The sequence below is a fragment of the Anaerolineae bacterium genome, assembly GCA_011176535.1.
Taxonomy (GTDB): domain Bacteria; phylum Chloroflexota; class Anaerolineae; order Anaerolineales; family DRMV01; genus DUEP01.
In genome coordinates, this window is record DUEP01000072.1 from 1 (window position 1) to 19,667 (window position 19,667).

General features: G+C 64.2%; 17 protein-coding genes. 9 read left to right on the forward strand and 8 right to left on the reverse strand.

Features of this window, described 5'->3' with window-relative positions; translation table 11 throughout:
* From G4O04_07135 to G4O04_07155, 5 genes are all read right to left on the reverse strand, one after another.
* Nucleotides 1–240: hypothetical protein (locus G4O04_07135; GenBank protein ID HEY58289.1), on the reverse strand; the 240-nt coding region annotated here is incomplete at its 3' end.
* Between the two features lie 4 nt (nt 241–244).
* Complete coding sequence (pyrF, locus tag G4O04_07140; protein HEY58290.1) at nt 245–1,756, reverse strand: orotidine-5'-phosphate decarboxylase; 1,512 nt, start codon at nt 1,754–1,756, stop codon at nt 245–247.
* Nucleotides 1,693–2,061: a GxxExxY protein gene (locus tag G4O04_07145; GenBank protein HEY58291.1), complete on the reverse strand. Its 369-nt coding sequence runs from the start codon at nt 2,059–2,061 to the stop codon at nt 1,693–1,695. The genes pyrF and G4O04_07145 overlap by 64 nt, the downstream gene beginning before the upstream one ends.
* Nucleotides 2,062–2,123: 62 nt before the next feature.
* A complete protein-coding gene (gene pyrB / locus G4O04_07150) occupies nt 2,124–3,116 on the reverse strand; it encodes an aspartate carbamoyltransferase (protein ID HEY58292.1) in 993 nt (330 codons plus the stop codon).
* Nucleotides 3,117–3,152: 36 nt separating this feature from the next.
* Nucleotides 3,153–4,208 (reverse strand): amidohydrolase family protein, encoded by a 1,056-nt coding sequence (locus G4O04_07155; GenBank protein ID HEY58293.1) that lies wholly within the window; start codon nt 4,206–4,208, stop codon nt 3,153–3,155.
* Nucleotides 4,209–4,481: 273 nt separating this feature from the next.
* On the opposite strand from G4O04_07155, the gene G4O04_07160 reads away from it, so the two are divergent.
* The 4 genes from G4O04_07160 to G4O04_07175 all read left to right on the forward strand — a co-directional run bounded on the left by G4O04_07160 (nt 4,482) and on the right by G4O04_07175 (nt 9,891).
* Nucleotides 4,482–5,549: an alanine--glyoxylate aminotransferase family protein gene (locus G4O04_07160; GenBank protein ID HEY58294.1), complete on the forward strand. Its 1,068-nt coding sequence runs from the start codon at nt 4,482–4,484 to the stop codon at nt 5,547–5,549.
* A 111-nt stretch (nt 5,550–5,660) separates the two neighbouring features.
* Nucleotides 5,661–6,944: a class I SAM-dependent RNA methyltransferase gene (locus G4O04_07165; GenBank protein HEY58295.1), complete on the forward strand. Its 1,284-nt coding sequence runs from the start codon at nt 5,661–5,663 to the stop codon at nt 6,942–6,944.
* Nucleotides 6,941–7,312, forward strand: coding sequence for a holo-ACP synthase (locus G4O04_07170; GenBank protein ID HEY58296.1), 372 nt, complete (start codon nt 6,941–6,943; stop codon nt 7,310–7,312). Before G4O04_07165 ends, G4O04_07170 begins: the two co-directional genes overlap by 4 nt.
* Nucleotides 7,313–7,380: 68 nt before the next feature.
* Nucleotides 7,381–9,891, forward strand: coding sequence for a penicillin acylase family protein (locus tag G4O04_07175; protein HEY58297.1), 2,511 nt, complete (start codon nt 7,381–7,383; stop codon nt 9,889–9,891).
* 43 nt (nt 9,892–9,934) lie between these two features.
* Here G4O04_07175 and G4O04_07180 read toward each other — a convergent pair whose 3' ends face one another.
* From G4O04_07180 to G4O04_07190, 3 genes are read right to left on the reverse strand one after another with little or no spacing between them, the layout of a single operon-like run.
* Complete coding sequence (locus G4O04_07180; protein HEY58298.1) at nt 9,935–10,837, reverse strand: CPBP family intramembrane metalloprotease; 903 nt, start codon at nt 10,835–10,837, stop codon at nt 9,935–9,937.
* Nucleotides 10,838–10,875: 38 nt separating this feature from the next.
* On the reverse strand, nt 10,876–13,374 hold the full coding sequence (locus G4O04_07185; protein ID HEY58299.1) for an AAA family ATPase: 2,499 nt from the start codon (nt 13,372–13,374) through the stop codon (nt 10,876–10,878).
* Between the two features lie 38 nt (nt 13,375–13,412).
* Nucleotides 13,413–13,574 (reverse strand): hypothetical protein, encoded by a 162-nt coding sequence (locus tag G4O04_07190; GenBank protein ID HEY58300.1) that lies wholly within the window; start codon nt 13,572–13,574, stop codon nt 13,413–13,415.
* Nucleotides 13,575–13,789: 215 nt separating this feature from the next.
* Between G4O04_07190 and G4O04_07195 the strand changes: the two genes are divergently transcribed.
* The 5 genes from G4O04_07195 to G4O04_07215 are packed head-to-tail and all read left to right on the forward strand — an operon-like array spanning nt 13,790 to nt 19,627.
* Nucleotides 13,790–14,797: an NAD(P)-dependent oxidoreductase gene (locus tag G4O04_07195; GenBank protein ID HEY58301.1), complete on the forward strand. Its 1,008-nt coding sequence runs from the start codon at nt 13,790–13,792 to the stop codon at nt 14,795–14,797.
* Between the two features lie 54 nt (nt 14,798–14,851).
* Entirely contained in the window at nt 14,852–15,811 is a 960-nt protein-coding gene (locus G4O04_07200) for a GDP-L-fucose synthase (GenBank protein ID HEY58302.1), read from the forward strand.
* A gap of 11 nt (nt 15,812–15,822) precedes the next feature.
* Nucleotides 15,823–16,668, forward strand: a complete 846-nt coding sequence (locus G4O04_07205; GenBank protein ID HEY58303.1) for an ABC transporter permease — start codon at nt 15,823–15,825, stop codon at nt 16,666–16,668.
* A gap of 6 nt (nt 16,669–16,674) precedes the next feature.
* Complete coding sequence (locus G4O04_07210; protein ID HEY58304.1) at nt 16,675–17,943, forward strand: ABC transporter ATP-binding protein; 1,269 nt, start codon at nt 16,675–16,677, stop codon at nt 17,941–17,943.
* Nucleotides 17,933–19,627, forward strand: a complete 1,695-nt coding sequence (locus G4O04_07215) for a hypothetical protein (protein HEY58305.1) — start codon at nt 17,933–17,935, stop codon at nt 19,625–19,627. The genes G4O04_07210 and G4O04_07215 overlap by 11 nt, the downstream gene beginning before the upstream one ends.
* Nucleotides 19,628–19,667 lie beyond the last annotated feature (40 nt).

Genomic DNA, 19,667 nt, shown 5'->3' on the forward strand with positions numbered 1-19,667 from the left:
ATCCAGCGTCAGGTGAGCGCGGGCAGCCTGGGCACGCCGGGCGGGCGACAGCGGGGCAATGGCTTGTTCCACCTCGGCGGGGGGGTAGCCCCAGCGCAGGTCCAGCGCCGTGGCTGAGGGTTGTTCCGGCTGGTTGCCCACCTGGGCCAGCAGGCTCATCCAGAAGAGCGAGGCCAGCGCCAGGGCGAGCAGCACGGGCCATCGCGCAGTGCGTTGCAGAAAGCGTGCGATGATTTGCAAGAAGTCATCCTCCGGGGTTGGGGCGCGAGGCGGCCAGCCACCGTCGCACGGCAGCCAGTTGTTCAGTCGGAACTAGCTCCTCAGCCTCCCAAAGGTCCAGGAGTTCGGTCAGGGTGAATACAGCGTGCAACCGCAGCCCATGGGGGGCTAACTCTGCGCGGGCGCCGGACTGGCGGTCGATGAGCACCACCACTTCGCTGACCTGCAAACCGGCGGCGCGGAGTTTTTCGGCGGCTTCGATTTTGCTCCCGCCGGTGGTGGCCAGGTCGTCGAGGAGCACCACCCGCTCGCCGGGGCGGTGGAGGCCTTCGATGGCGGCGCGGGTGCCGTAGGCTTTGACTTCTTTGCGGGGGTAAATCAGCGGTTCGCCGGTGTGCAGGGCCACAGCCGTGCCGATGGGCAGCGCTGCGTAGGGCAGGGCGGCCAGGCGGTCGTAGGTCAGGGGGCGCAGCAGGTCGGCGTAGGCGGCGGCCACCTGAGCCAGCAGGTCGGGGAAGGAAGCCAGCAGGCGCAGGTCGAGGTAAATCGGGGATTGGAGGCCGGACTTGAGGGTGAAGGTGCCAAAGCGCACGCAGCCGGTGGTCACCAGCGCGCGGGCGATCTCTCGCTGGAGGTTGGGGAGGGACAGGGGGGAGGCTTCCCTCTCCTCTCCCCCCTGTCTCTCCTTTCCCCTTTCCCTTGGGGGGAGAGGAGAGGGGGGACTGGAGGGGGGCGGGGTGAGAGGATGCAGCGCGCGGGCGGTGGCCTCGGCCAGTTGTTGGGCCGCGGTGCTCGGGTCGGCGGCGCGGCTGATGCCCCGCGAAACGGCGATGAGCATCCCCAGGCCGTCGGCTCGGAGGCCTGAGGCTAGCGCCGAGGCCAGGTTTCCTCCCTGGGCCCCCACCCCCGGCGCCAGGAACCACAGGTCGGGGGCGGCTTCCCGCACCTGGCGCAACGCTTCGGGATGGGTGGCACCGACCACCAGCCCCAGGTTGCCGTGCCTGTTCCATTGCTGCGCGAAGCGGGCCACGCGCAGGAAGAGGGGCTGCCCGCCTTCTTCGGTAACGCTCACATCCTGCAGGTCGGCGCTGCCGGGGTTCGAGGTCTTGCAAAGCAGGAAAACGCCCCGCGCGGGGTCTTCCAGGAAAGGCGCCACCGCGTCGTGGCCCAGATAAGGGTTCACCGTGAGGGCGTCGGCACCCAGGCCGTGAAAGACGGCCCGGGCATAGGCGCGGGCCGTGGAGGCGATGTCGCCCCGTTTGGCGTCCAGGATGACCGGGGCGCCGGTGGCCTGGGCCGCGGCGATCACCTGGCGTAGGGCTTCCCACCCTGGGGCGCCGTAGATTTCAAAAAAGGCCGCGTTGGGCTTGAAAGCCAGGGCGTACGGGGCCGTGGCCTCGATGAGCCGGAGGCAGAACGCCTGCGCAGCCTGAGCCGAAGGTTCGGGCAAGTCTTCGAGGTGTGGGTCGAGCCCTACGCACAGCAGCGTGCCGCGTTCTCTGGCGCGGGCTTCCAGACGGGCGAAGAAACTTTCCATGAGACTCCTCGAATAGACCACGGATGACGTGGATGGGACGGATAAGCACGGATTTTTGGGGTTACTTTAGTGACCTTGTCCTCAACCAGCAAATCGGCAAAGTATTCCCCTACCACCTGCCCGGCATAATAGACTTTGATGGGAACCTGTTGGTGCACCCGGAGACCGCGGCGACGCAATTCCAGAAGCAGGGCGTTCTCGTAGATCTTTTCCAGAAAGCTGTATCCGAGGGTGTTGTAGACCGTATAAAACGCCTTGAGGATGACTTCGGTCAGGTCTGTGTGCAGCAGATTGCTTTTGCCCATATGTCCATTTTACCTGTATCCGCGTTCATCCGCTGCATTCGTATTCCATCCGCGGTCTGTGGTCATGCTTTGCCCAGGACCATGGCCAGGAGGGCCATGCGCACATACAAGCCGTATTCCATCTGGCGGAAGTAGGCCGCGCGGGGGTCGGCGTCCACTTCCATGCTGATTTCGCCCACGCGCGGGAAGGGATGCATAAGGATCATCCGCTCCTTGGCCAGGGCCATGGTTTCGGGGGTGATGATGTACGCCCCTTTCACCTGCTCGTACTCGGAGAGGTTCTCAAAACGTTCTTTCTGGACACGGGTCACGTACAGCACATCGGTTTCGGCCAAAACCGGATCCAGGGTCTCATGCTCCGCCTGGGGGATGCCCTTCTCTTCCAGTTCAGCGATGATCTCCCGTGGCATCTGCAGAATATTGGGGGAAACGTAATTGAGGCGCACATCGTAGAGGGAGAGCAAGCGGGCCAGGGAGTGCACAGTGCGCCCGTACTTCAGGTCGCCCAGCATGGTGACCGTCAGGCCGTCCACCTGGCCCAACTCTTCGCGGATGGTGAACAGGTCGAGCAGCGCCTGGGTGGGGTGCTCGCCCACGCCGTCGCCGGCGTTGATGATGGGCTTGCGGGCGTATTGGGCGGCCAGGGCCGCGGCGCCCTTTTGCGGATGGCGCAGCACGATGACATCGGCGTAGGCTTCTAAGGTGCGCACCGTGTCGGGCAGGGATTCGCCTTTAGCAACGGAGGAGTAGCGCACCTCGTTGATGGGGATCACGCTGCCGCCCAGGCGCTCCATGGCCGCGGTGAACGAGGACGCAGTGCGGGTGGAGGGCTCGTAGAACAGGTTGGCGAGGATTTTGCCCTTGAGCAGGTCAAAGGAGCCGACGCGCATCACCATTTCGCGCATCTCGTGGGCCACCTCGAAGATGTAGGTCAGGTCGTCGCGGCTGAATTGCTTGACCGAGATGATGTGCTTGCCGTAAAAGGGAGCGTCGCGGCGGTCGCCGAAAGGTAGGTGGCGGCTGGTATGTGGTTTTGGGGGTGTGAATTTGGACATCTTTTACCTCCTTGCTTCACAAGTTGGGCGGATGCCTCAAACGGAGCGCAGGTCGCGGCCTGTGCCCGGTGGAGCCAAAACCTGACCATCGCGGAAGACCTCTTGCCCCCGCAGCACCACTCGTCGCACACGGCCCCATACCCGCATCCCGGCGAAGGGCGACCAGTCGGCGCGGGTGAGCCAGCCATGTAATGGGATTTCCCAGGATGCGTCGGGGTCCACCTCGATCCAGGTGTCCGGCTGGGCGGGCAGGCCGAAGATGCGGCGCGGGTTGGTGGACATGCGGAGGACAAGATCTTCCAGGGTAAGCCGCCCTTCGCGGACGGCGGTGAGCCACAGGGGCAGGGCTGTTTCCAGGCCGGGGAACCCCGGAGGCGGATGAGGTCCGTCCTTCTCATGGAGCGTGTGCGGGGCGTGATCCGTGGCAAAGCAGTCGATGACTTCCAAGTTGTCCCATAACGCCTGGCGGTCGGCCGGGGAGGCCAGCCTGGGCCGCACCTCGCTGCGTCCGGGACCAAGGGCAGCGGCGTCGTCCTCGGTGAGGAAGAGGTGATGGGGGGTGACCTCGCAGGTCACCGGCAGGCCGCGCTCTTTGGCCGCCCGGATGAGCAAAATCTCTTCTTTGCGGGAGACATGGGCGATATGCACCGGCCGGTTGTAAAGGGCGGCGAAGAGAAGGGCCGCGGCTAAGGTGTGCCCCTCGGCGTGCACCACCAGCGGCGCCCGGCGGGGCCAGTGGACGAAGTGAGCGTGCCAGGCGGTCATCTCGGCCAGGCGCAACGGGCCGTAGGTAGCGTTGAGGTACATCTTCAGCCCGGCGGCGCGGGCGGCCAGGGGGGCGAGACGCGCCGCGTTGTCCGCGGTGGCGCCCAGATACTGGGCGTAGTCGCAGCGGGCCCGGGCGCGGGCGGCTTCCAGGGCCAGGCGCAGCGTGGCCTCGTCGGTCACGGGGGGCTGGGTGTTGGGCATGGCCAGGATGACAGTGAAGCCGCCGGCCAGGGCCGCGGCCGTGACCGTGCTCCAGTCCTCTTTGTGGGGCGCCCCAGGGTCGCGGGTGTGCACATGGGGGTCGATCAGTCCGGGGAGTTGCATCTTTTCCTCCGCGTGGAGACACAAAAAAAGCCGCCCTGCCCTCAAAAGAGGACAGGGCGGCCAGAGGGGCCAGGGTCAAAAGGTGTTTCCGGGGGAAATTCCAGGCTTACTTTCATACCGCGCCCATTGTATGGAAAAAGGGGGCTTTGTCAAGGTTTTGGCCCAGACTCGCAGGGCAGCCACGCCACGGAGGCGTTTTTGCGTTACAATCAAGATGGCGTTGCGCAAACCTATCCCACCTTGCAGGGAGTTTCCCATCAACGGAGGTTATCCATGTCCCCTATGTTTGTTCCAGGACCTGTGGATGTGGCCGATGAGGTGTTGCAGGCCCAGGCGCAGCCCATCCTGCCCCATCGGAGCGCCGAGTTCGAGACCATCTTCCATCGCGCCGAGCAGAAGGCGCGTAAACTGTTCTACACTCAGTACCGGGTGTTCATCACCGCCTCCTCTGGCACGGGCCTGCAGGAGGCGGCGGTGCGTAATTTCGCCAAAGCGAAGGTGCTGGCCTGCGTCAACGGCGCTTTTGGCGCCCGCTGGGCCGAGGTGGCCCGCACCAACGGCAAAGAGGTGACCGTGCTGGAAGCCGAATGGGGGCAGCCCATCCTGCCTGAACAGGTGGCCGAGGCGTTGAAGAAAGACCATTTTGAGATCGTCACCGTGGTCCACAACGAGACCTCGGTGGGGTTGGAGAACCCGATCAAAGACATCGCTGCCGCGGTGCGCGAAGTCAGCCCCGATACGCTGATCTGCGTGGACGCCGTCTCCTCCCTGGGCGGGGCCAAACTGGAGATGGACGCCTGGGGCCTGGACATGGTGCTCACCTCATCGCAAAAATGCCTGGCCCTGCCGCCCGGCCTGGCGTTGGGCGCGGTCTCGGACCGGGCCATGGAGCGGGCCAAAGAGGTGCCGCACCGGGGCTGGTACTTCGATTTTCTGCGGCTGGAAAAGCATCGCCTCAAGGATTCCACCCCGGCCACCCCGGCCATTTCCCTCATCTACGCTTTGGACCTGCAACTGGACCGCATCCTGGCCGAAGGGCTGGAGAACCGTTTCGCCCGCCACACGGCCATGGCTCAGCGGGTGCAGTCCTGGGCTCTGGAGCGTGGCTTCAGCCTGTTCGCCGCCGAGGGCTATCGCTCGAAGACCGTGACCACCATCCGCAACGACCGCGGGCTGGATGTAGGCGAACTCAACCAATGGCTCCTGCAGCGCGACATGCGCATCGCCAACGGCTACGGGCCGCTCAAGGGCAAGACCTTCCGCATCGCCCACATGGGCGAGTTGCAGATGGCGGACATCGAGGCCTTGCTGAGCGCGCTGGATGAGTATCTGAGGAAGTGAACTGCCTCACAGGGAATTTTTTTTCACCCCCCATTGCGGCGCTCCCCCCAGGGGCCGGTTTGAACAGGACCTCAGGGGGGAGTGCCCCTCCCTCAGAAAGCAGGCTGACCCATGAAAGCTGAGCATTTCCTGCATCCCCCCCAGGTGGGGGAGGAGCACGAGGTGACCCTTTCCAACTGGGCCTACGGCGGCGAGGCCATCGGTCGCCTGCCCGACGGGCGGGTGGTGTTCGTGCCTTACGCCGTGCCGGGTGAGGTGGTGCGCGTGCGGCTCACCGAGGTCAGGCCGCGCTACGCCCGGGGGGAGGTGGTGACCATCCTCGAGCCCTCCCCCGACCGGGTGCCTCCCCGCTGCCCGCATTTTGGCCGGTGCGGCGGATGCCACTACCAGCACCTTTCCTACGCGGCGCAGTTGACGGCCAAGACGGGTATCGTGCGCGACCAGTTGGAGCGCTTAGGGGGGCTGCACGATGTGCCTTTGCGCCCCATGGTGCCCGCGCCCCAACCCTGGGGGTATCGCAACCATGTGCAGTTTCACCTGGACGGAGAGGGGCGCCTGGGCTTTCAGGCCTGGCGCTCCCATGAGGTGGTCCCCGTCGAGCAGTGCTTCCTGCCGGTGGACGCCATCCGTGCCGTGTGGCCTCATCTGCACATCGCCCCCGAGGCCGGGGTGAACCGGGTGCACCTGCGCGCCGGTGCCGATGGTGAACTGATGCTTTTGCTGCGCGGCCCCTCCCCCGCGCCGCCGCCCTTTGAGGTGGACTTTCCCCTCTCGGCGGTGTACCTGCCCGAGGGGGACGAGGCCGGGCTGACCGTGCTGTCGGGCCATTCGTATCAGGTGATGGAGGTCAAAGGCCGCCTGTTCCGCGTCTCGGCGTCTTCCTTCTTCCAGGTCAACCAGGCCATCGCCGGGGTCATCGTGGACCACCTGCTTGAGCACCTGCCCCTGACTCCCGAGACCACTTTGCTGGAAGTGTATGCCGGGGTGGGGCTGTTCAGCGCCTTTCTGGCCCCCAAAGTGGGCCGCCTGCTGGCCGTGGAAAGTTCGCCCAGCGCCTGTGCCGACTTTGAGGTCAATCTGGACGCCTTCGAGCATGTAGAACTCTACGAAGCGCCGGCCGAGGTGGCCCTGCCGTACCTGCTGGCGCGGGACGAGTACGCCCAGGTGGTCGTGGTGGACCCGCCCCGCAGCGGGCTGCTTAAGGAGGTGCTGGACGCCCTCGTCGCCATGCAGCCTGAGGTGCTGGCCTATGTCTCCTGCGATCCGGCCACCCTGGCCCGCGACGCCCGTCGCCTGACCCGCAAGGGCTATCGCCTCAAGCAGATCACCCCCTTCGATATGTTCCCGCAGACTCATCACATCGAGACGGTGAGTTTTTGGGAGCGGATGCGGTGAACCTGCGCACTGGCGTGGACCTGGTCTCGTTGCCGCGTTTTGCCCGTGCCTTAGAGCGTCACGGCGAGCGGTTGCTGGTGCGGGTGTTCACCCCGGCCGAGGTGGCCCTGTGCGCGGGGAAGGTGGCTTCGCTGGCCGCCCGCTTCGCCGCCAAGGAGGCGGTGGTCAAGGCCCTGGGCACGGGTATCGGCCCGGTGTCCTGGCGCGAGGTGGAGGTGCTGCGGGGGGAGGACGGCGCCCCTGTGCTGCGGCTGCACGGCGAGGCGGCCCGACGGGCGGCGGCTTTGGGCCTCACCCGCTGGTCCCTCAGCCTGAGTCACACCCGCGAGATGGCCGTGGCCTTCGTCGTGGCCCTGGGGGAGGGATAGGCGCCTCCTTTGTGGGCACGGGTTCAAGTTCTTAGCCTTGTTGAGTTCAATTGGAGGAGGAGAGAAGAATGAGAAACCGCTTTGAGAAAGCCCAAGTCGTGATCGGGAGTCTCCTTTTCGGGGTTGCTCTGCTCGCCGTCTTTTGGGTGGGCCTGAGCCGCTTTGCCTTCCCGCCCACCCAGGGTACCCTGCACCTGCCCGGCTTGGACGGCCCGGTGACGGTGTACCGGGACGGCTACGGCATCCCGCACATCTACGCCGCCACCGCCCATGACTTGTTCTTTGCCCAGGGCTACCTCCACGCCCAGGATCGCTTCTGGCAGATGGACACCTGGCGGCACATCGGCCGGGGGCGCCTGGCCGAGATGTTCGGCGAAAGCCAGGTGGAGACCGACGCCTTCCTGCGCACCCTGGGTTGGGAGCGTCTGGCCGAGCAGGAGTTCGCTGACCTGCCGGCCGAGGACAAGGCCATCCTGCAGGCCTACGCCGACGGGGTGAACGCCTACCTGAAAGACCACACCGGCGCGGCGCTGAGCCTGGAGTATGTGGTGCTGGGGTTGACCAACCCGGATTACCGCCCCGCGCCCTGGCGTCCCACGGACACCCTGGTCTGGGCCAAGGTGATGGCCTGGGATTTGCGCAGCAACATGAAGGCCGAGATCCAGCGGGCCATCCTGCTGGGGACCCTGACCCCTGAGCAGGTGGCCGACCTGTTCCCGGAGTATCCCTTCGACCGGCATCCGGTCATTGTGCCGGAACTCTCGGGGCAGGCTCACGGGACCTCTGCGCCGGTGGCCGCGCCCGATTTTGTCCACCTGCGCCCCTTGTTTGAAACCGTATCCCAACACTTCGCCGCCGTGGACGCCTGGACGGGCCCCACCGGCGCCGGGGTGGGTTCCAACAACTGGGTCATCGCCGGCAGCCGCACGGCCACGGGGATGCCCTTCCTGGCCAACGACCCCCACCTGAGCGCCCAGATCCCCTCTATCTGGTACGAGGTGGGCCTGCATTGCGAGCAGAAGACGCCCGACTGCCTGTATGAGTTGAATGGCTTCTCCTTTGCCGGCGCGCCGGGGGTGGTCATCGGCCACAACGACCGCATCGCCTGGGGCTTCACCAATGTGGGATCCGATGTGGCCGACCTGTACATTGAGAAGATCAACCCCGAGAACCCGTACCAGTACGAGGTCAACGGGCAGTGGGTGGATATGGAAGTGCGCCGCGAGGTGCTCCAGGTGGCCGGAGGGGAGCCGGTGGAGTTAGAGGTGCGCCTCACCCGCCACGGCCCCATCATCAGCGACACCTACGGCAAACTGAAGGACTTCGCCGAGAAGGCCGGGGTGGAGGTGCCGCAGCACTACGCCATCGCCCTGAGGTGGACCGCCCTGCAGCCTTCCCGCACCATCCACGCCATCCTGGCCATAGACCGGGCACAGAACTGGGAGGAGTTCCGGCAGGCCGTGGCGTTGTTCGATGTCCCGGCGCAGAACATGGTGTACGCTGATGTGGAGGGACACATCGGCTACCAAACGCCGGGCCTCATCCCCATCCGCCGCCAGGGCCACGACGGCACCCTGCCGGTGCCGGGCTGGACGGACGATTACGAGTGGCAGGGCTTCATCCCCTTCGACGAACTCCCCCATGTGTTCGACCCGCCCAAGGGCTACATCGCCACGGCCAACAACGCTGTGGTCGGCCCGGATTACCTCTACCCGATCACGAAAGACTGGGACTACGGCTATCGGGCGCAGCGCATCGTGGACCTCATCGAGGCGGCCCCAGCCCCTGTCGACGCGGCCTACATCGCCCGGATGCAGATGGACAACTACGACGCCAGCGCCGCCTTCCTGGTACCCCTGCTACAACAGGTGGATTTACAAGATGAGCACCTGCGCCAACGCCGGGCCCTGTTCGACGGCTGGGACTTCCAGATGGACATGGATTCGGCTTCGGCAGCCCTGTATGCCGCCTTCTGGAATCACCTGCTGGCCGACACCTTCCGCGACGAGCTGCCGGAGAAGTACTGGCCGGAGGGCGGCAGCCGTTGGTTCGAGGTGGTGTACCGCCTGGTGCAGCGCCCCGACAGTCCCTGGTGGGACGACAAGAACACGCCCGCCGTGGAGACGCGCGACGATATCCTCCGGCGGGCCTTTGCCGAGGCCGTGGACGAACTGGAAGCCCGCTTCGGCCCGGACCCCCGACGCTGGGCCTGGGGGAAGATGCACACCCTGACCCTGCGCAACCAGACCCTGGGCAAGTCGGGGATCGCGCCCATCGAGGCCCTCTTCAACCGGGGGCCGTACCCCACCTCGGGCAGCGGCAGCATCATCAACGCCACCAGTTGGGATGCCCGCAAGGGCTACGAGGTCTCCTGGCTGCCTTCCATGCGCATGATCGTGGATTTGAGCGACCTGAGCCGTTCGCTGACCATTCACACCACGGGCGAATCAGGTCACGCCTACCACCCCCACTATGTGGATATGACGGACATGTGGCGTTTGGGGCAGTATCACCCCATGCTGTGGACGCGCGCGCAGGTGGAGGCCGCGGCGGAAACGGTGTTGCGCCTGGAGCCGTGAGCGCCCACCAGAGGCGGGGGCATAAGAGCCCCCGCCTTTTTTTCTACGCGGCGGCGCTGCGCCCCCGCCTGGCGCGGCGGTGCATCAGCCAGGTCCCGAGGGCCAGGGCGGGCACGATAATCAACCCGGCTTCGGGGCCGAAGGCGCCGCCGGTGACCAGGTCGGGGCCGTGGATGTCCGTCACCAGGAGGGGGGGCAGGGTCAGCCCACTGACGGGGAACCCAAAGACCGTCCCCTCGAACAGGTTCCAGCCCAGGTGTAGCCCCAGGGGCAGCCACAGGCGCCCGGTGGTCAGCCAGCCATCGGCCAGGAAGAACCCCGCCAGCACCAGCCCCAGCAGGGCTGGCCAGCCCATGTGCGGGTTGCCGACATGAGCCGCAGCGAAGAGCAGCGAGGAGAGCACCACCGCCCAAGTGGTGCCCATCCCGTCGCGCAGGTTGGTCAGCAGATATCCCCGGAAGAGCAGTTCTTCATTCCAGGCCACCAGGACCCACAAGAGGAGGGCGTTGGCCAACATGCCGAGGACCTGGCCCGCGGTCATAGTGTCCCAGGCGAAGCCGCGGAGGTGCAACCAGCCGAAGGCCCCCTCGGCGAGGAAGATGAGCCCCATGAGCAGGCCGGTCAGCCCCACGCCGAAGAGCAGGTCGTGCCCGGCACGGCGGTCCCAAGTCAGGCCCAAGGAAGCGAAGGAGCGGCGGTCGAACCAGCGCCGGGCGAGGACCACGCTGGCGGTCAGGGGGAGGGCCGTGAGGGCTTCGCCCACCGTCAGGGCGTTCAGCCATGCGGGGAAGCCTTGCCTGAGGACCAGGCTGAGCGCCACACCGGTGAGCAGTTGAAGCGCTCCGAACAGCAAGACGAAGGCCAGCAGCCGCCAGCCGGCACGCAAGCGGCCTTCCTCGGGGTTGACGAACACCTGTGCCAGACGGGTTTTCCAGGTGGGGGTCATGGTTCACCTTTGGGGGAAGCGAGGTAAGCGGGGGGCGGTCAGGCTTTGGGGTCCGGCGAGCGGTGGGGCGGGTTGGGTTCCGGCGGGCCGTCGCCGTCGCCTTCGGAATCGGTCCCCTTGGAGGCGGGGCGGGTTTTCGCTTCGTCGTCCCGGTGGTCTTCCTCTTCGCCGCGGCGGAGCAGTTGCGCGAAGGCCTCTAAGCGTTGTTCCACGGCGTGGTGGAAGGTGCCCTCGGGGAAGGTGCCGTCCTCTCCGCGCTGGCCGGGCTCCATGCCGGTCAACAGGGCGATGGCCTCGTCCACCGTGTCCACCGCCCAGAGGTGGAATTTCCCCTGGCGCACGGCGTCGATGACCTCATCGCGCAGCATAAGGTGCCGCTGGTTGGCGCGGGGGATGATCACGCCCTGGGTGCCGGTCAGACCGCGCTCCCGGCAGACGGCGAAAAAGCCCTCGATTTTCTCGTTCACGCCGCCGATGGCCTGGATGTTGCCGTGCTGGTCGATGGCGCTGGTGATGGCGATGTCCTGGCGCAGCGGCACCTGGGCGATGGCCGAAAGCAGGGCGATGAGTTCCGCGGCCGAGGCGCTGTCGCCCTCGACGCCTTCGTAGGATTGCTCGAAAGTGAGGCGCGCGGTGAGGCTCAGGGGGCCCAGGTGGCCGTATTGCTGGCCCAGATAGCCGCCCAGGATGAGCACGCCTTTGGTGTGGATGGGACCGCTGAGTTCGGCTTGCTGTTCGATGTTCACCACTTCGCCGCGGCCAGGGTACGCGGTGGCCGTGATGCGGGTGGGCCGGCCAAAGGCGTAATCGCCCAGAAGGATGACCGAGAGGCCGTTGATCTGCCCGGTGGCTTTGCCCTCGGTGACGATGTGCAGGGTGCCGTTGTGGATCATTTCCCGGAAGCGCTCTTCCAGATAGTTTGCCCGGTACACTTGCTCTTCTTCGGCCCGGCGGATGTCGGCGGCGGTGATGGTGGTGTGCCCGTTCTGGGAGGCCCAGTAGGCGGCCTCGCGAATGAGGTCGGCGATGGGGCCAAAGCGGGTGGAGAGTTTTTCCTGATCACCGGCCAGACGCGCGCCGTATTCGATGAGCCGGGCGACGGCGTCGGCCTCCAGCGGAGGCAGGTCGTGGGTTTGTTGCACGGCTTTGGCGAAGAGGGCGTATTCCCGTTCGGTCTCTGGGGTGCGGGGCATGTCCACGGCGAACTCGGCGCGCACCTTGAACAATTTGGCGAAATCCTCGTCGTAATGCTGCAGCAGATAGTAGAGGAGGGGCGTGCCGATGAGCACGACTTTGGTGTTCAGGGGCAGCGGTTCGGGTTCCAGGGTGATGGTGCTGAGCAGGCCCAGTTCGCTCCCCAGTTCGATGATGCGCACTTTGCTTTCCCGCAAGGCGCGTTTGAGCCCGTCCCAGGCATAGGGGAGCAGGAGCACATCCCGGGCGGGGAGCACCAGATACCCTCCGGCCGCGCGGTGGAGGGCCCCAGCCCGGATCAGGGTGTGGTCGGTGCGGGTGGCCCCCATGACCACTTCGTGTTCGATGCGCCCCAACAGGTTGGTGTACGAGGGGTGGTGCTCCAGGACGACTGGGGCTCCTTGCAGGCCGCTGTTGTCCACGATGACATTCACTTTGTAACGCCGCGCCCAGAGGTCCCAGGCTCCCTCGGCACCCTCACCGGATTGCTCGGCCTGTTGGCGGAAGCGCTGGCCGTTGGTCACGATGTCCTCACGCACCTGGTCTAGATAGGCGCTCATGCCTTCGATGTCGCGGTATTTCTCCTGCAGGGCCTCGACCAGGTGCTCGACCACGAAGGCCGTGGTGCGGCGGTCCAGTTGCTCAATGGCCTGACGGGTCTCCTGCTCCATGCGCCGCACCTTGCGGATGGTTTTCTTGACTTCTTCTTCGAGACGCTTCTGCAGTTCGTCCAACTTGGCCCGTTTTTCGGGGTCCAGTTTCTCGATTTCCTCGGGCTTGAGAGGCCGTCCTTCCACAGCCGGCACCAGGAGGAAGCCGAAGGGGGTTTGCACCAGCGCGAAGTTGTACTTGGAGACTAGTGCCTGCAGCCGCGTGAACTCGGCCTCCTGGCGTTGTTTCAGGTCCTCGGTCAGCCGTTCGCGTTCCTTGCGGTATGTTTCGGACTGGAAGGCGCGGGGGATTTCCTGGCGACAGGTTTGGATGAGCCGATCCATATCCTCGGCGAAGAGGGCCGCTTTGCCGGGCGGAAAGCGCAACGCGTGGGGGCGCTTGGGCTCGGCGAAGTTGTACACATAGGCCAGGTCGGGCGGCGTGGGTTCCTGGGCGGCTTGTTGGCGCAGGAAATTTAGCACCAGGGAAGTGCGTCCTGACCCGGGGATGCCCAAGACGAACACATTGTAGCCGGGCCCCTGGATCGCGCTGCCCATGTGCAGCGCCCGGAAGGCCCTCGGCTGGCCAATGGGTTCGCTCAGGTTCGGCAGGTCCTCGGTGGTGCGGAAACCCAACGCCTCGGGTGTGCAATATCGTCGTAAGGCCTCGGGGGAAAGCTCCTTTGGCTTCATGGCTTACTCCTTTCCGGCTCAGAAGTCGTCGCTGGGGTTCAGGCTTTACCCCGGACGAGCAACGTTCCGCCGATGACCCAAAAGATCACCCCCAGGAAGAAAAAGTCGTAGATGGGTTGCGTGAACAGCACACTGTGCACAAACAATAGAGCCAGCAAAATGCCTAGGAGGATGAAGAAAGTGCCCAATCGTTGCGCCATGATCGCCTCTATCGGATTGATTTTACCATTTTCCCAAGATGAGCGTGGTTGGCGTGGTGGCGAATGAGGGATTCCCCTTTGGTTCTTCGCCTTCGGAAGGTATAATGAGGAGGCCTCCTCGAGAGGGGAAGGGCGACGGAGGTTGGAGGTGGCCAGGCCACCCAAGCAGAAAATGGCTGTTTTTTTTCGTATCCCAGCGGGAGGAACATGTGTCGATGGAGAAGGGGCATCTGCTGATCACCGGAGGGGCCGGTTATATCGGCTCCCTGCTCACCGGCGTCTTGCTGCGCCGGGGGTATCGAGTGACCGTGGTGGATCAACTGCTCTTTGGCGCCGAGTCTTTGCTGGCCTATCACGGTCATCCGCGTTTCACTCTGGTTCAGGCCGATGTGGTCGAGCCGCGGGCCTTGCTGCAGGCGGTGCGTCGTCAGCCCCCTGTGCAGGCGGTGATTCATCTGGCCGCCATCGTGGGCTTCCCGGCCTGTCAGGCGGTTGGGCGCACGGTGGCGTGGCGGTACAATGTGGAGGCGGTGCGTCGGGCTTTCGAACAGGCCAACACATTGGGGGCGCAGCGTTTCCTTTTTGCCTCGACCTACAGCGTGTACGGTTACGCTGAGAAGGGCCACCCCGTGCGGGAGGACAGTCCTTTACATCCGCAGTCCCTGTACGCGGAGACCAAGGTGGCCGCTGAGGAGTTCCTGCTGGGGCAAACCGATGCCCCCGCCGCGCCGGTGATCTTTCGCCTGGCGACGCTTTACGGCCTGTCTCCCCGCACCCGGTTTGATCTCATTATCAACCAGTTCGTGCTGGAAGCCTTCACCCGTCGCAAGTTGTTGATCTATCAGCGTGGTTATTCCCGTTCCTTCGTCCATATTCGCGACGCGGTGGAAGGATTGCTTTTGGGCTTGACGGCCCCCGAGGAGAAGGTGCGTGGACAGGTGTTCAACCTGGGCACCGAGCAGGGAAACCTGACTAAGGATCAGATCGTGGCCCTGATCCTCCAGCGTATCCCCGAAACGGTCGTGGAGTACAAGGACCTGACTTTTGGCGGCGATATGCGGGATGTTACGGCGGCTTTTGATAAAATTCAGCGGGTGCTGGGCTTTAAGGCGCGCCGGGATGTTGTGGGTGGTATTCGCGAGGTGCATCGCGCCCTCAAGGAAGGCTGGTTCAAGAATCCCTGGGATGAGCGTTACCGAAATGCGCAATTTATCGTACAATAGGACGCCGAAGTCCCGCTGGGCAAAACTTGCCGTTTTTGGCTTTGGAGGTCAAAAGTGACAGAACGAGCAAATTACTGGGAAGGCAAACGCGTGGTTGTGACGGGGGGCTCGGGTTTTCTGGGCTCCTTTGTCGTCGAGAAATTGCAGGAGCGTGGGGCCAGGGAGATCTTTGTGCCTCGGAGCAGGGATTACGATTTGGTGCAGCACGAAGCGGTGGTACGGTTGCTGGAAGATGCCAGACCGGATGTGGTGATCCACCTGGCCGCTCATGTGGGCGGCATCGGCGCCAATCGCCTGCACCCCGCCGAGTTCTTCTACGACAACCTGATGATGGGGGTGCAACTGATGCACGAATCCTGGAAGCGTGGGGTGCAGAAGTTCGTCGCCATCGGCACGGTATGCGCCTATCCCAAGTACACGCCGGTGCCTTTCAAAGAGGATGACCTTTGGAACGGTTACCCCGAAGAGACCAACGCGCCTTACGGGTTGGCCAAGAAAATGCTCCTGGTGCAGGCGCAGGCCTATCGCCAGCAGTATGGGTTTAACGCCATCTATCTGTTGCCGGTGAACCTGTACGGCCCGCGGGACAATTTCGACCTGGAGACCTCCCATGTGATTCCGGCGTTGATTCGGAAGATGATCGAGGCGCAAGAGCGGGGGGAGAAGCAGGTCGTCTTGTGGGGTGACGGCTCGCCGACGCGGGAGTTTTTGTATGTGGAAGACGCGGCGGAGGGCATTGTGTTGGCCACCGAACGCTACGATGGCCCGGACCCCGTCAACCTGGGCTCCGGCCAGGAGATCGCCATCAAAGACCTGGCCGAACTCATTGCAAAGTTGACCGGATTCGAAGGCGAAATCGTCTGGGACACCACCAAACCCAACGGCCAGCCGCGTCGGGCCCTGGACACTTCTCGCGCCAAGAAGTACTTTGGCTGGGAGGCCAAGACGCCCTTCGAAGAGGGCCTGAAGCGCACCATCGACTGGTTCCGCGCCCATCGCCACGAAATTCGCTGAGAGAGGAATTCATGACGACGTCCCGAACGGGAACCGAGTTGTCGCTGACGGTCGTACGCCCCTCCCACGGTTGGATGCATCTCAACCTGGGCGAATTGTGGCAATATCGGGAGTTGATCGGCTTTTTTATCTGGCGTGACATCAAAGTGCGCTACAAGCAAACCCTATTGGGGGCGGCGTGGGCCATCATCCAGCCGGTGTTCACCATGGTGGTGTTTAGCCTTTTTTTCGGCAAACTGGCCAAAGTGCCTTCGGATAATGTGCCCTATCCTATCTTTTCCTACGCCGCCTTGCTCCCCTGGCAGTTGTTCGCCAAGGCGCTCAACGATGCCTCGCGTTCGCTGGTCGGCGGGCGCAACATGCTGACCAAAGTGTACTTCCCGCGGTTGATTTTGCCGTTGGCTTCCCTGTTGGGTGGGCTGGTGGATTTTGCCATTGCCTTTCTCGTGTTGTTGGGGATGATGTGGTATTATCGGGTGCCGCTCACGCCGCAGGCGTGGACGGTGCTTCTGTTTTTGCCCCTGGCTTTGCTTACGGCCCTGGGCGTTGGGTTATGGCTGGCGGCCCTCAATGTGCTTTACCGCGATGTGGGCTACGCCTTGCCTTTTCTCACCCAGGCGTGGATGTTCATCACCCCTATTGTCTACTCCTCCACCTTAGTGCCGGAGAAGTGGCGCATGGTGTATGCCCTCAATCCCATGGCCGGGGTGATTAACGGTTTCCGCTGGGCCTTGCTCGACACGCCCACCGGCCCCGATGCCTCCATGGCGATCTCCATCGCCGTGGCGCTAGTGGTATTGGTTAGTGGTGTGTTTTTCTTTCGACGCATGGAACGCATGTTTGCCGATGTGGTGTGATGCTGTATGAGTCATGTAGCCATTCGTGCCGTCCATTTGGGAAAACGCTATCGCCTGGGGGCGCAGATTGACACTTATGGCACCCTGCGGGATGTGCTGGCCCGTGGGGTTTCCCGCCTTTTCCGGAGTTCCGAAGCCCCTGCCGTCTCCAAAGAGTACATCTGGGCCCTGAAGGATGTCTCTTTTGAGGTGCCTCACGGGCAGGTTTTGGGCATCATTGGCCGCAACGGGGCCGGGAAGTCCACCTTGCTGAAAATCCTTTCCCGTGTCACCGAGCCTACCGAGGGATATGCTGAACTACGGGGACGGGTGGGCTCGCTGCTGGAGGTTGGCACGGGTTTCCATCCCGAGTTGACCGGCCGGGAAAACATCTACCTCAACGGCGCCATTTTGGGGATGCGGCGCGCCGAAATCGACCGCAAGTTCGACGAAATCGTAGCCTTCGCCGAGTTGGAAAAGTTCATCGACACCCCGGTCAAGCGGTATTCCAGCGGCATGTATGTGCGGCTGGCCTTTGCCGTAGCGGCCCACCTGGAGCCGGAGATTCTGGTCGTTGATGAGGTGCTTGCCGTGGGGGATGCGGCGTTCCAGCGTAAGTCGCTGGGCCGCATGGGCGAGGTGGCCCAGGAAGGGCGCACCGTGCTCTTCGTCAGTCACAACATGTCGGCCATCCTGCACCTGACTCAGCGGGCCATCGTGTTGGACCAGGGCCGCGTGGTCTTCGACGGCCCCACCCCGGAGGCGGTGGATTTCTACATGAGTTCGGCGTTGACGCGTTCTGGGGAGCGGCGCTGGTTGCCTGAAGAGGTGCCGGCCTCGGCGTATCCTTTTCGACCGGTTGCCTTGCGGGTTAAAGATGCCCGGGGCCGGGTGACGGACACCGTGTGCTCCACGGAGCCGATTACCGTGGAGTTTGAGTATGTCCTGGAAGCGCCCATCCAGGGGCTGCGGGTGGGCATTTACTTGCTCAGCATGCGTGGTGAATATGTGTTCACCTCGTTCGATGTGGACGGTACCGAGGCCTTCGCCCGCTGGGCTCAGCGCCCCGCCGGGCGCTATGTGAGCCGTTGCATCATCCCGGCCGATTTGCTCAACGGCGGGCGCTATCTGCTCTCGGTCAACGCCAGTGTGTTTCGGGTCAAGCGGTATTTTTTTGAGGAATATGTGGCCGGGTTTCATGTGGATGCTACCGGCGCCCCAGGGAGCCAGTGGCCCGAGACCCGCGCAGGCCTGATCCGTCCCCGCCTGGCCTGGGAGATTGAGCATGAAAAGTAATCCCCTCAAAGCGCATCTCAAAGCCTGGCTGGGACGGGTGCCTGGGCTGGCCGAGGCGGATTGGTATTTGCGCGGGCGTCGTACCCCGCCAGTGCATCGCTATTTGCGGCTGGCCGCCCCCTATCTGGCGCACTGGGGCGCCTGGGCTGAGGTGGCCGCTTCTGCACGCAGGCCGGGGCGAAAAGTGGCCCTTTTTGCGGGTTTGCCCTGGTGGGTGATGCATTTAGCCGTCATGGGGCTGGGGTTGGCGGCGCAGGGGCAGCGGGTGACTTTGGGGTACTTGCCTCATCGCGACTGGTGGCAGCCCGCTTCGTGGTGGGTCTGGCGGAAGTGGGATGTGCAGATGCGCGCCGTGCTTCGCCCGGCCGCGCGCCTTTTGCGCCCTGTGTCGCTCCTGCGGGTCTCTCCGGCCTCTTTGCCTGCCGCCTGGGAGGGGTTTTTGCGCCGCCTGAGTGCCTACGATGTGGAGTACACCCGCCAGCGTGAGGGAGTGGCCGAGGAGGATCCCCTGTACCCCCTGCGTTTGGCGCGTAACCGCTTCGCTGCCCGGGTGCTGCGCCGCTGGTTGATGCGCGAACGCCCCGAGGTGCTCATCGTGCCCAATGGGGCCATCCTGGAGTTCGGCGTGGCGTACGAGATGGGGCAGCGTTTGGGCATCCCTGTGGTGACCTACGAGTTCGAGTACCAGCGAGAGAGGGTGTGGCTTTCGCAAAAGCGGCCGGTGATGGACCTGGACACCGACGATCTTTGGGCCGCGGTTCGTTCGCGTCCTCTTTCGTCCACTCAGGTGCGCCAGTTAGAGGAGATGATGACCGCCCGCCGCGGAGGGCGTACCTGGGGGGTGCATGCCCGCGCCTGGCAGAATGTCGCCCAGGCCGGAGCCAACGAGGCGCGCCGCACCCTGGGTCTGGACGACCGCCCGGTGGTGCTGCTGGCCACCAATGTGTTCGGCGATTCGGTGACCATCGGCCGGCAGGTGTTCAGCCAGGGCATGAGCGACTGGCTGAGCGAGACGCTGCGCTTCTTCGCCTCCCGGCCTCAGGTGCAACTGGTGGTGCGGGTGCATCCGGGCGAGTCCTTGCTGGCCCCCGGCGGAACTTCCATGCTGGAGGTGGTGCGCCGCGCCTTGCCCGATTTGCCGGCACATATCAAAGTCGTGCCGCCTGAGGCCAGGGTCAACTCGTACGACATCGCTGCGTTGGCCCAGGCCGGGCTGGTCTACACCACGACCCTGGGGATGGAAATGGCCATGGACGGTCTGCCCGTGATCGTGGCGGGGCAGGTGCATTACCGGGGCCGTGGTTTCACTTATGACCCGACCTCGTGGGAGGAATACTTCACCCTTTTGCAGAAAATGGTGAGTGCCCCGGAAGATTTACGCCCCAAACCTGAGCAGGTGGAACTGGCTCGCCGTTACGCTTATCACTTCTTTTTCACTTACCCGCGTCCTTATCCTTGGCATATTCTTTTCTTTGGGGAGGATCTGGATCACTGGCCCCTGGATCGAGCCCTAAGCCATCCGGAGTTTGCCGAAACCCTGGAGAATTTTGCCGGAGCACCGATGGATTGGGAGAGGTGGAGCACCTTTGAAGATGAAATGCTTCCCCCTGGCGTTCAGACTCAATCGGGGGATGGGATGGGGCAGTGGCAACGGCAACTTTCCCTTGAGGAGTCAGAAGAATGAATTGGTCGGATCAGGTTGTCTTGGTCACCGGTGGTACCGG

Excerpts from the sequence above, each read along its gene's own strand:
- G4O04_07165 (HEY58295.1), top strand. The coding sequence starts at position 5,661 with ATGAAAGCTGAGCATTTCCTGCATCCCCCCCAGGTGGGGGAGGAGCAC.
- G4O04_07180 (HEY58298.1), bottom strand. The coding sequence starts at position 10,837 with ATGACCCCCACCTGGAAAACCCGTCTGGCACAGGTGTTCGTCAACCCC.
- G4O04_07205 (HEY58303.1), top strand. The coding sequence starts at position 15,823 with ATGACGACGTCCCGAACGGGAACCGAGTTGTCGCTGACGGTCGTACGC.
- G4O04_07160 (HEY58294.1), top strand. The coding sequence starts at position 4,482 with ATGTCCCCTATGTTTGTTCCAGGACCTGTGGATGTGGCCGATGAGGTG.
- G4O04_07145 (HEY58291.1), bottom strand. The coding sequence starts at position 2,061 with ATGGGCAAAAGCAATCTGCTGCACACAGACCTGACCGAAGTCATCCTC.
- G4O04_07190 (HEY58300.1), bottom strand. The coding sequence starts at position 13,574 with ATGGCGCAACGATTGGGCACTTTCTTCATCCTCCTAGGCATTTTGCTG.
- G4O04_07210 (HEY58304.1), top strand. The coding sequence starts at position 16,675 with ATGAGTCATGTAGCCATTCGTGCCGTCCATTTGGGAAAACGCTATCGC.
- G4O04_07185 (HEY58299.1), bottom strand. The coding sequence starts at position 13,374 with ATGAAGCCAAAGGAGCTTTCCCCCGAGGCCTTACGACGATATTGCACA.
- G4O04_07175 (HEY58297.1), top strand. The coding sequence starts at position 7,381 with ATGAGAAACCGCTTTGAGAAAGCCCAAGTCGTGATCGGGAGTCTCCTT.
- G4O04_07155 (HEY58293.1), bottom strand. The coding sequence starts at position 4,208 with ATGCAACTCCCCGGACTGATCGACCCCCATGTGCACACCCGCGACCCT.
- G4O04_07195 (HEY58301.1), top strand. The coding sequence starts at position 13,790 with ATGGAGAAGGGGCATCTGCTGATCACCGGAGGGGCCGGTTATATCGGC.
- pyrF (HEY58290.1), bottom strand. The coding sequence starts at position 1,756 with ATGGAAAGTTTCTTCGCCCGTCTGGAAGCCCGCGCCAGAGAACGCGGC.
- G4O04_07215 (HEY58305.1), top strand. The coding sequence starts at position 17,933 with ATGAAAAGTAATCCCCTCAAAGCGCATCTCAAAGCCTGGCTGGGACGG.
- pyrB (HEY58292.1), bottom strand. The coding sequence starts at position 3,116 with ATGTCCAAATTCACACCCCCAAAACCACATACCAGCCGCCACCTACCT.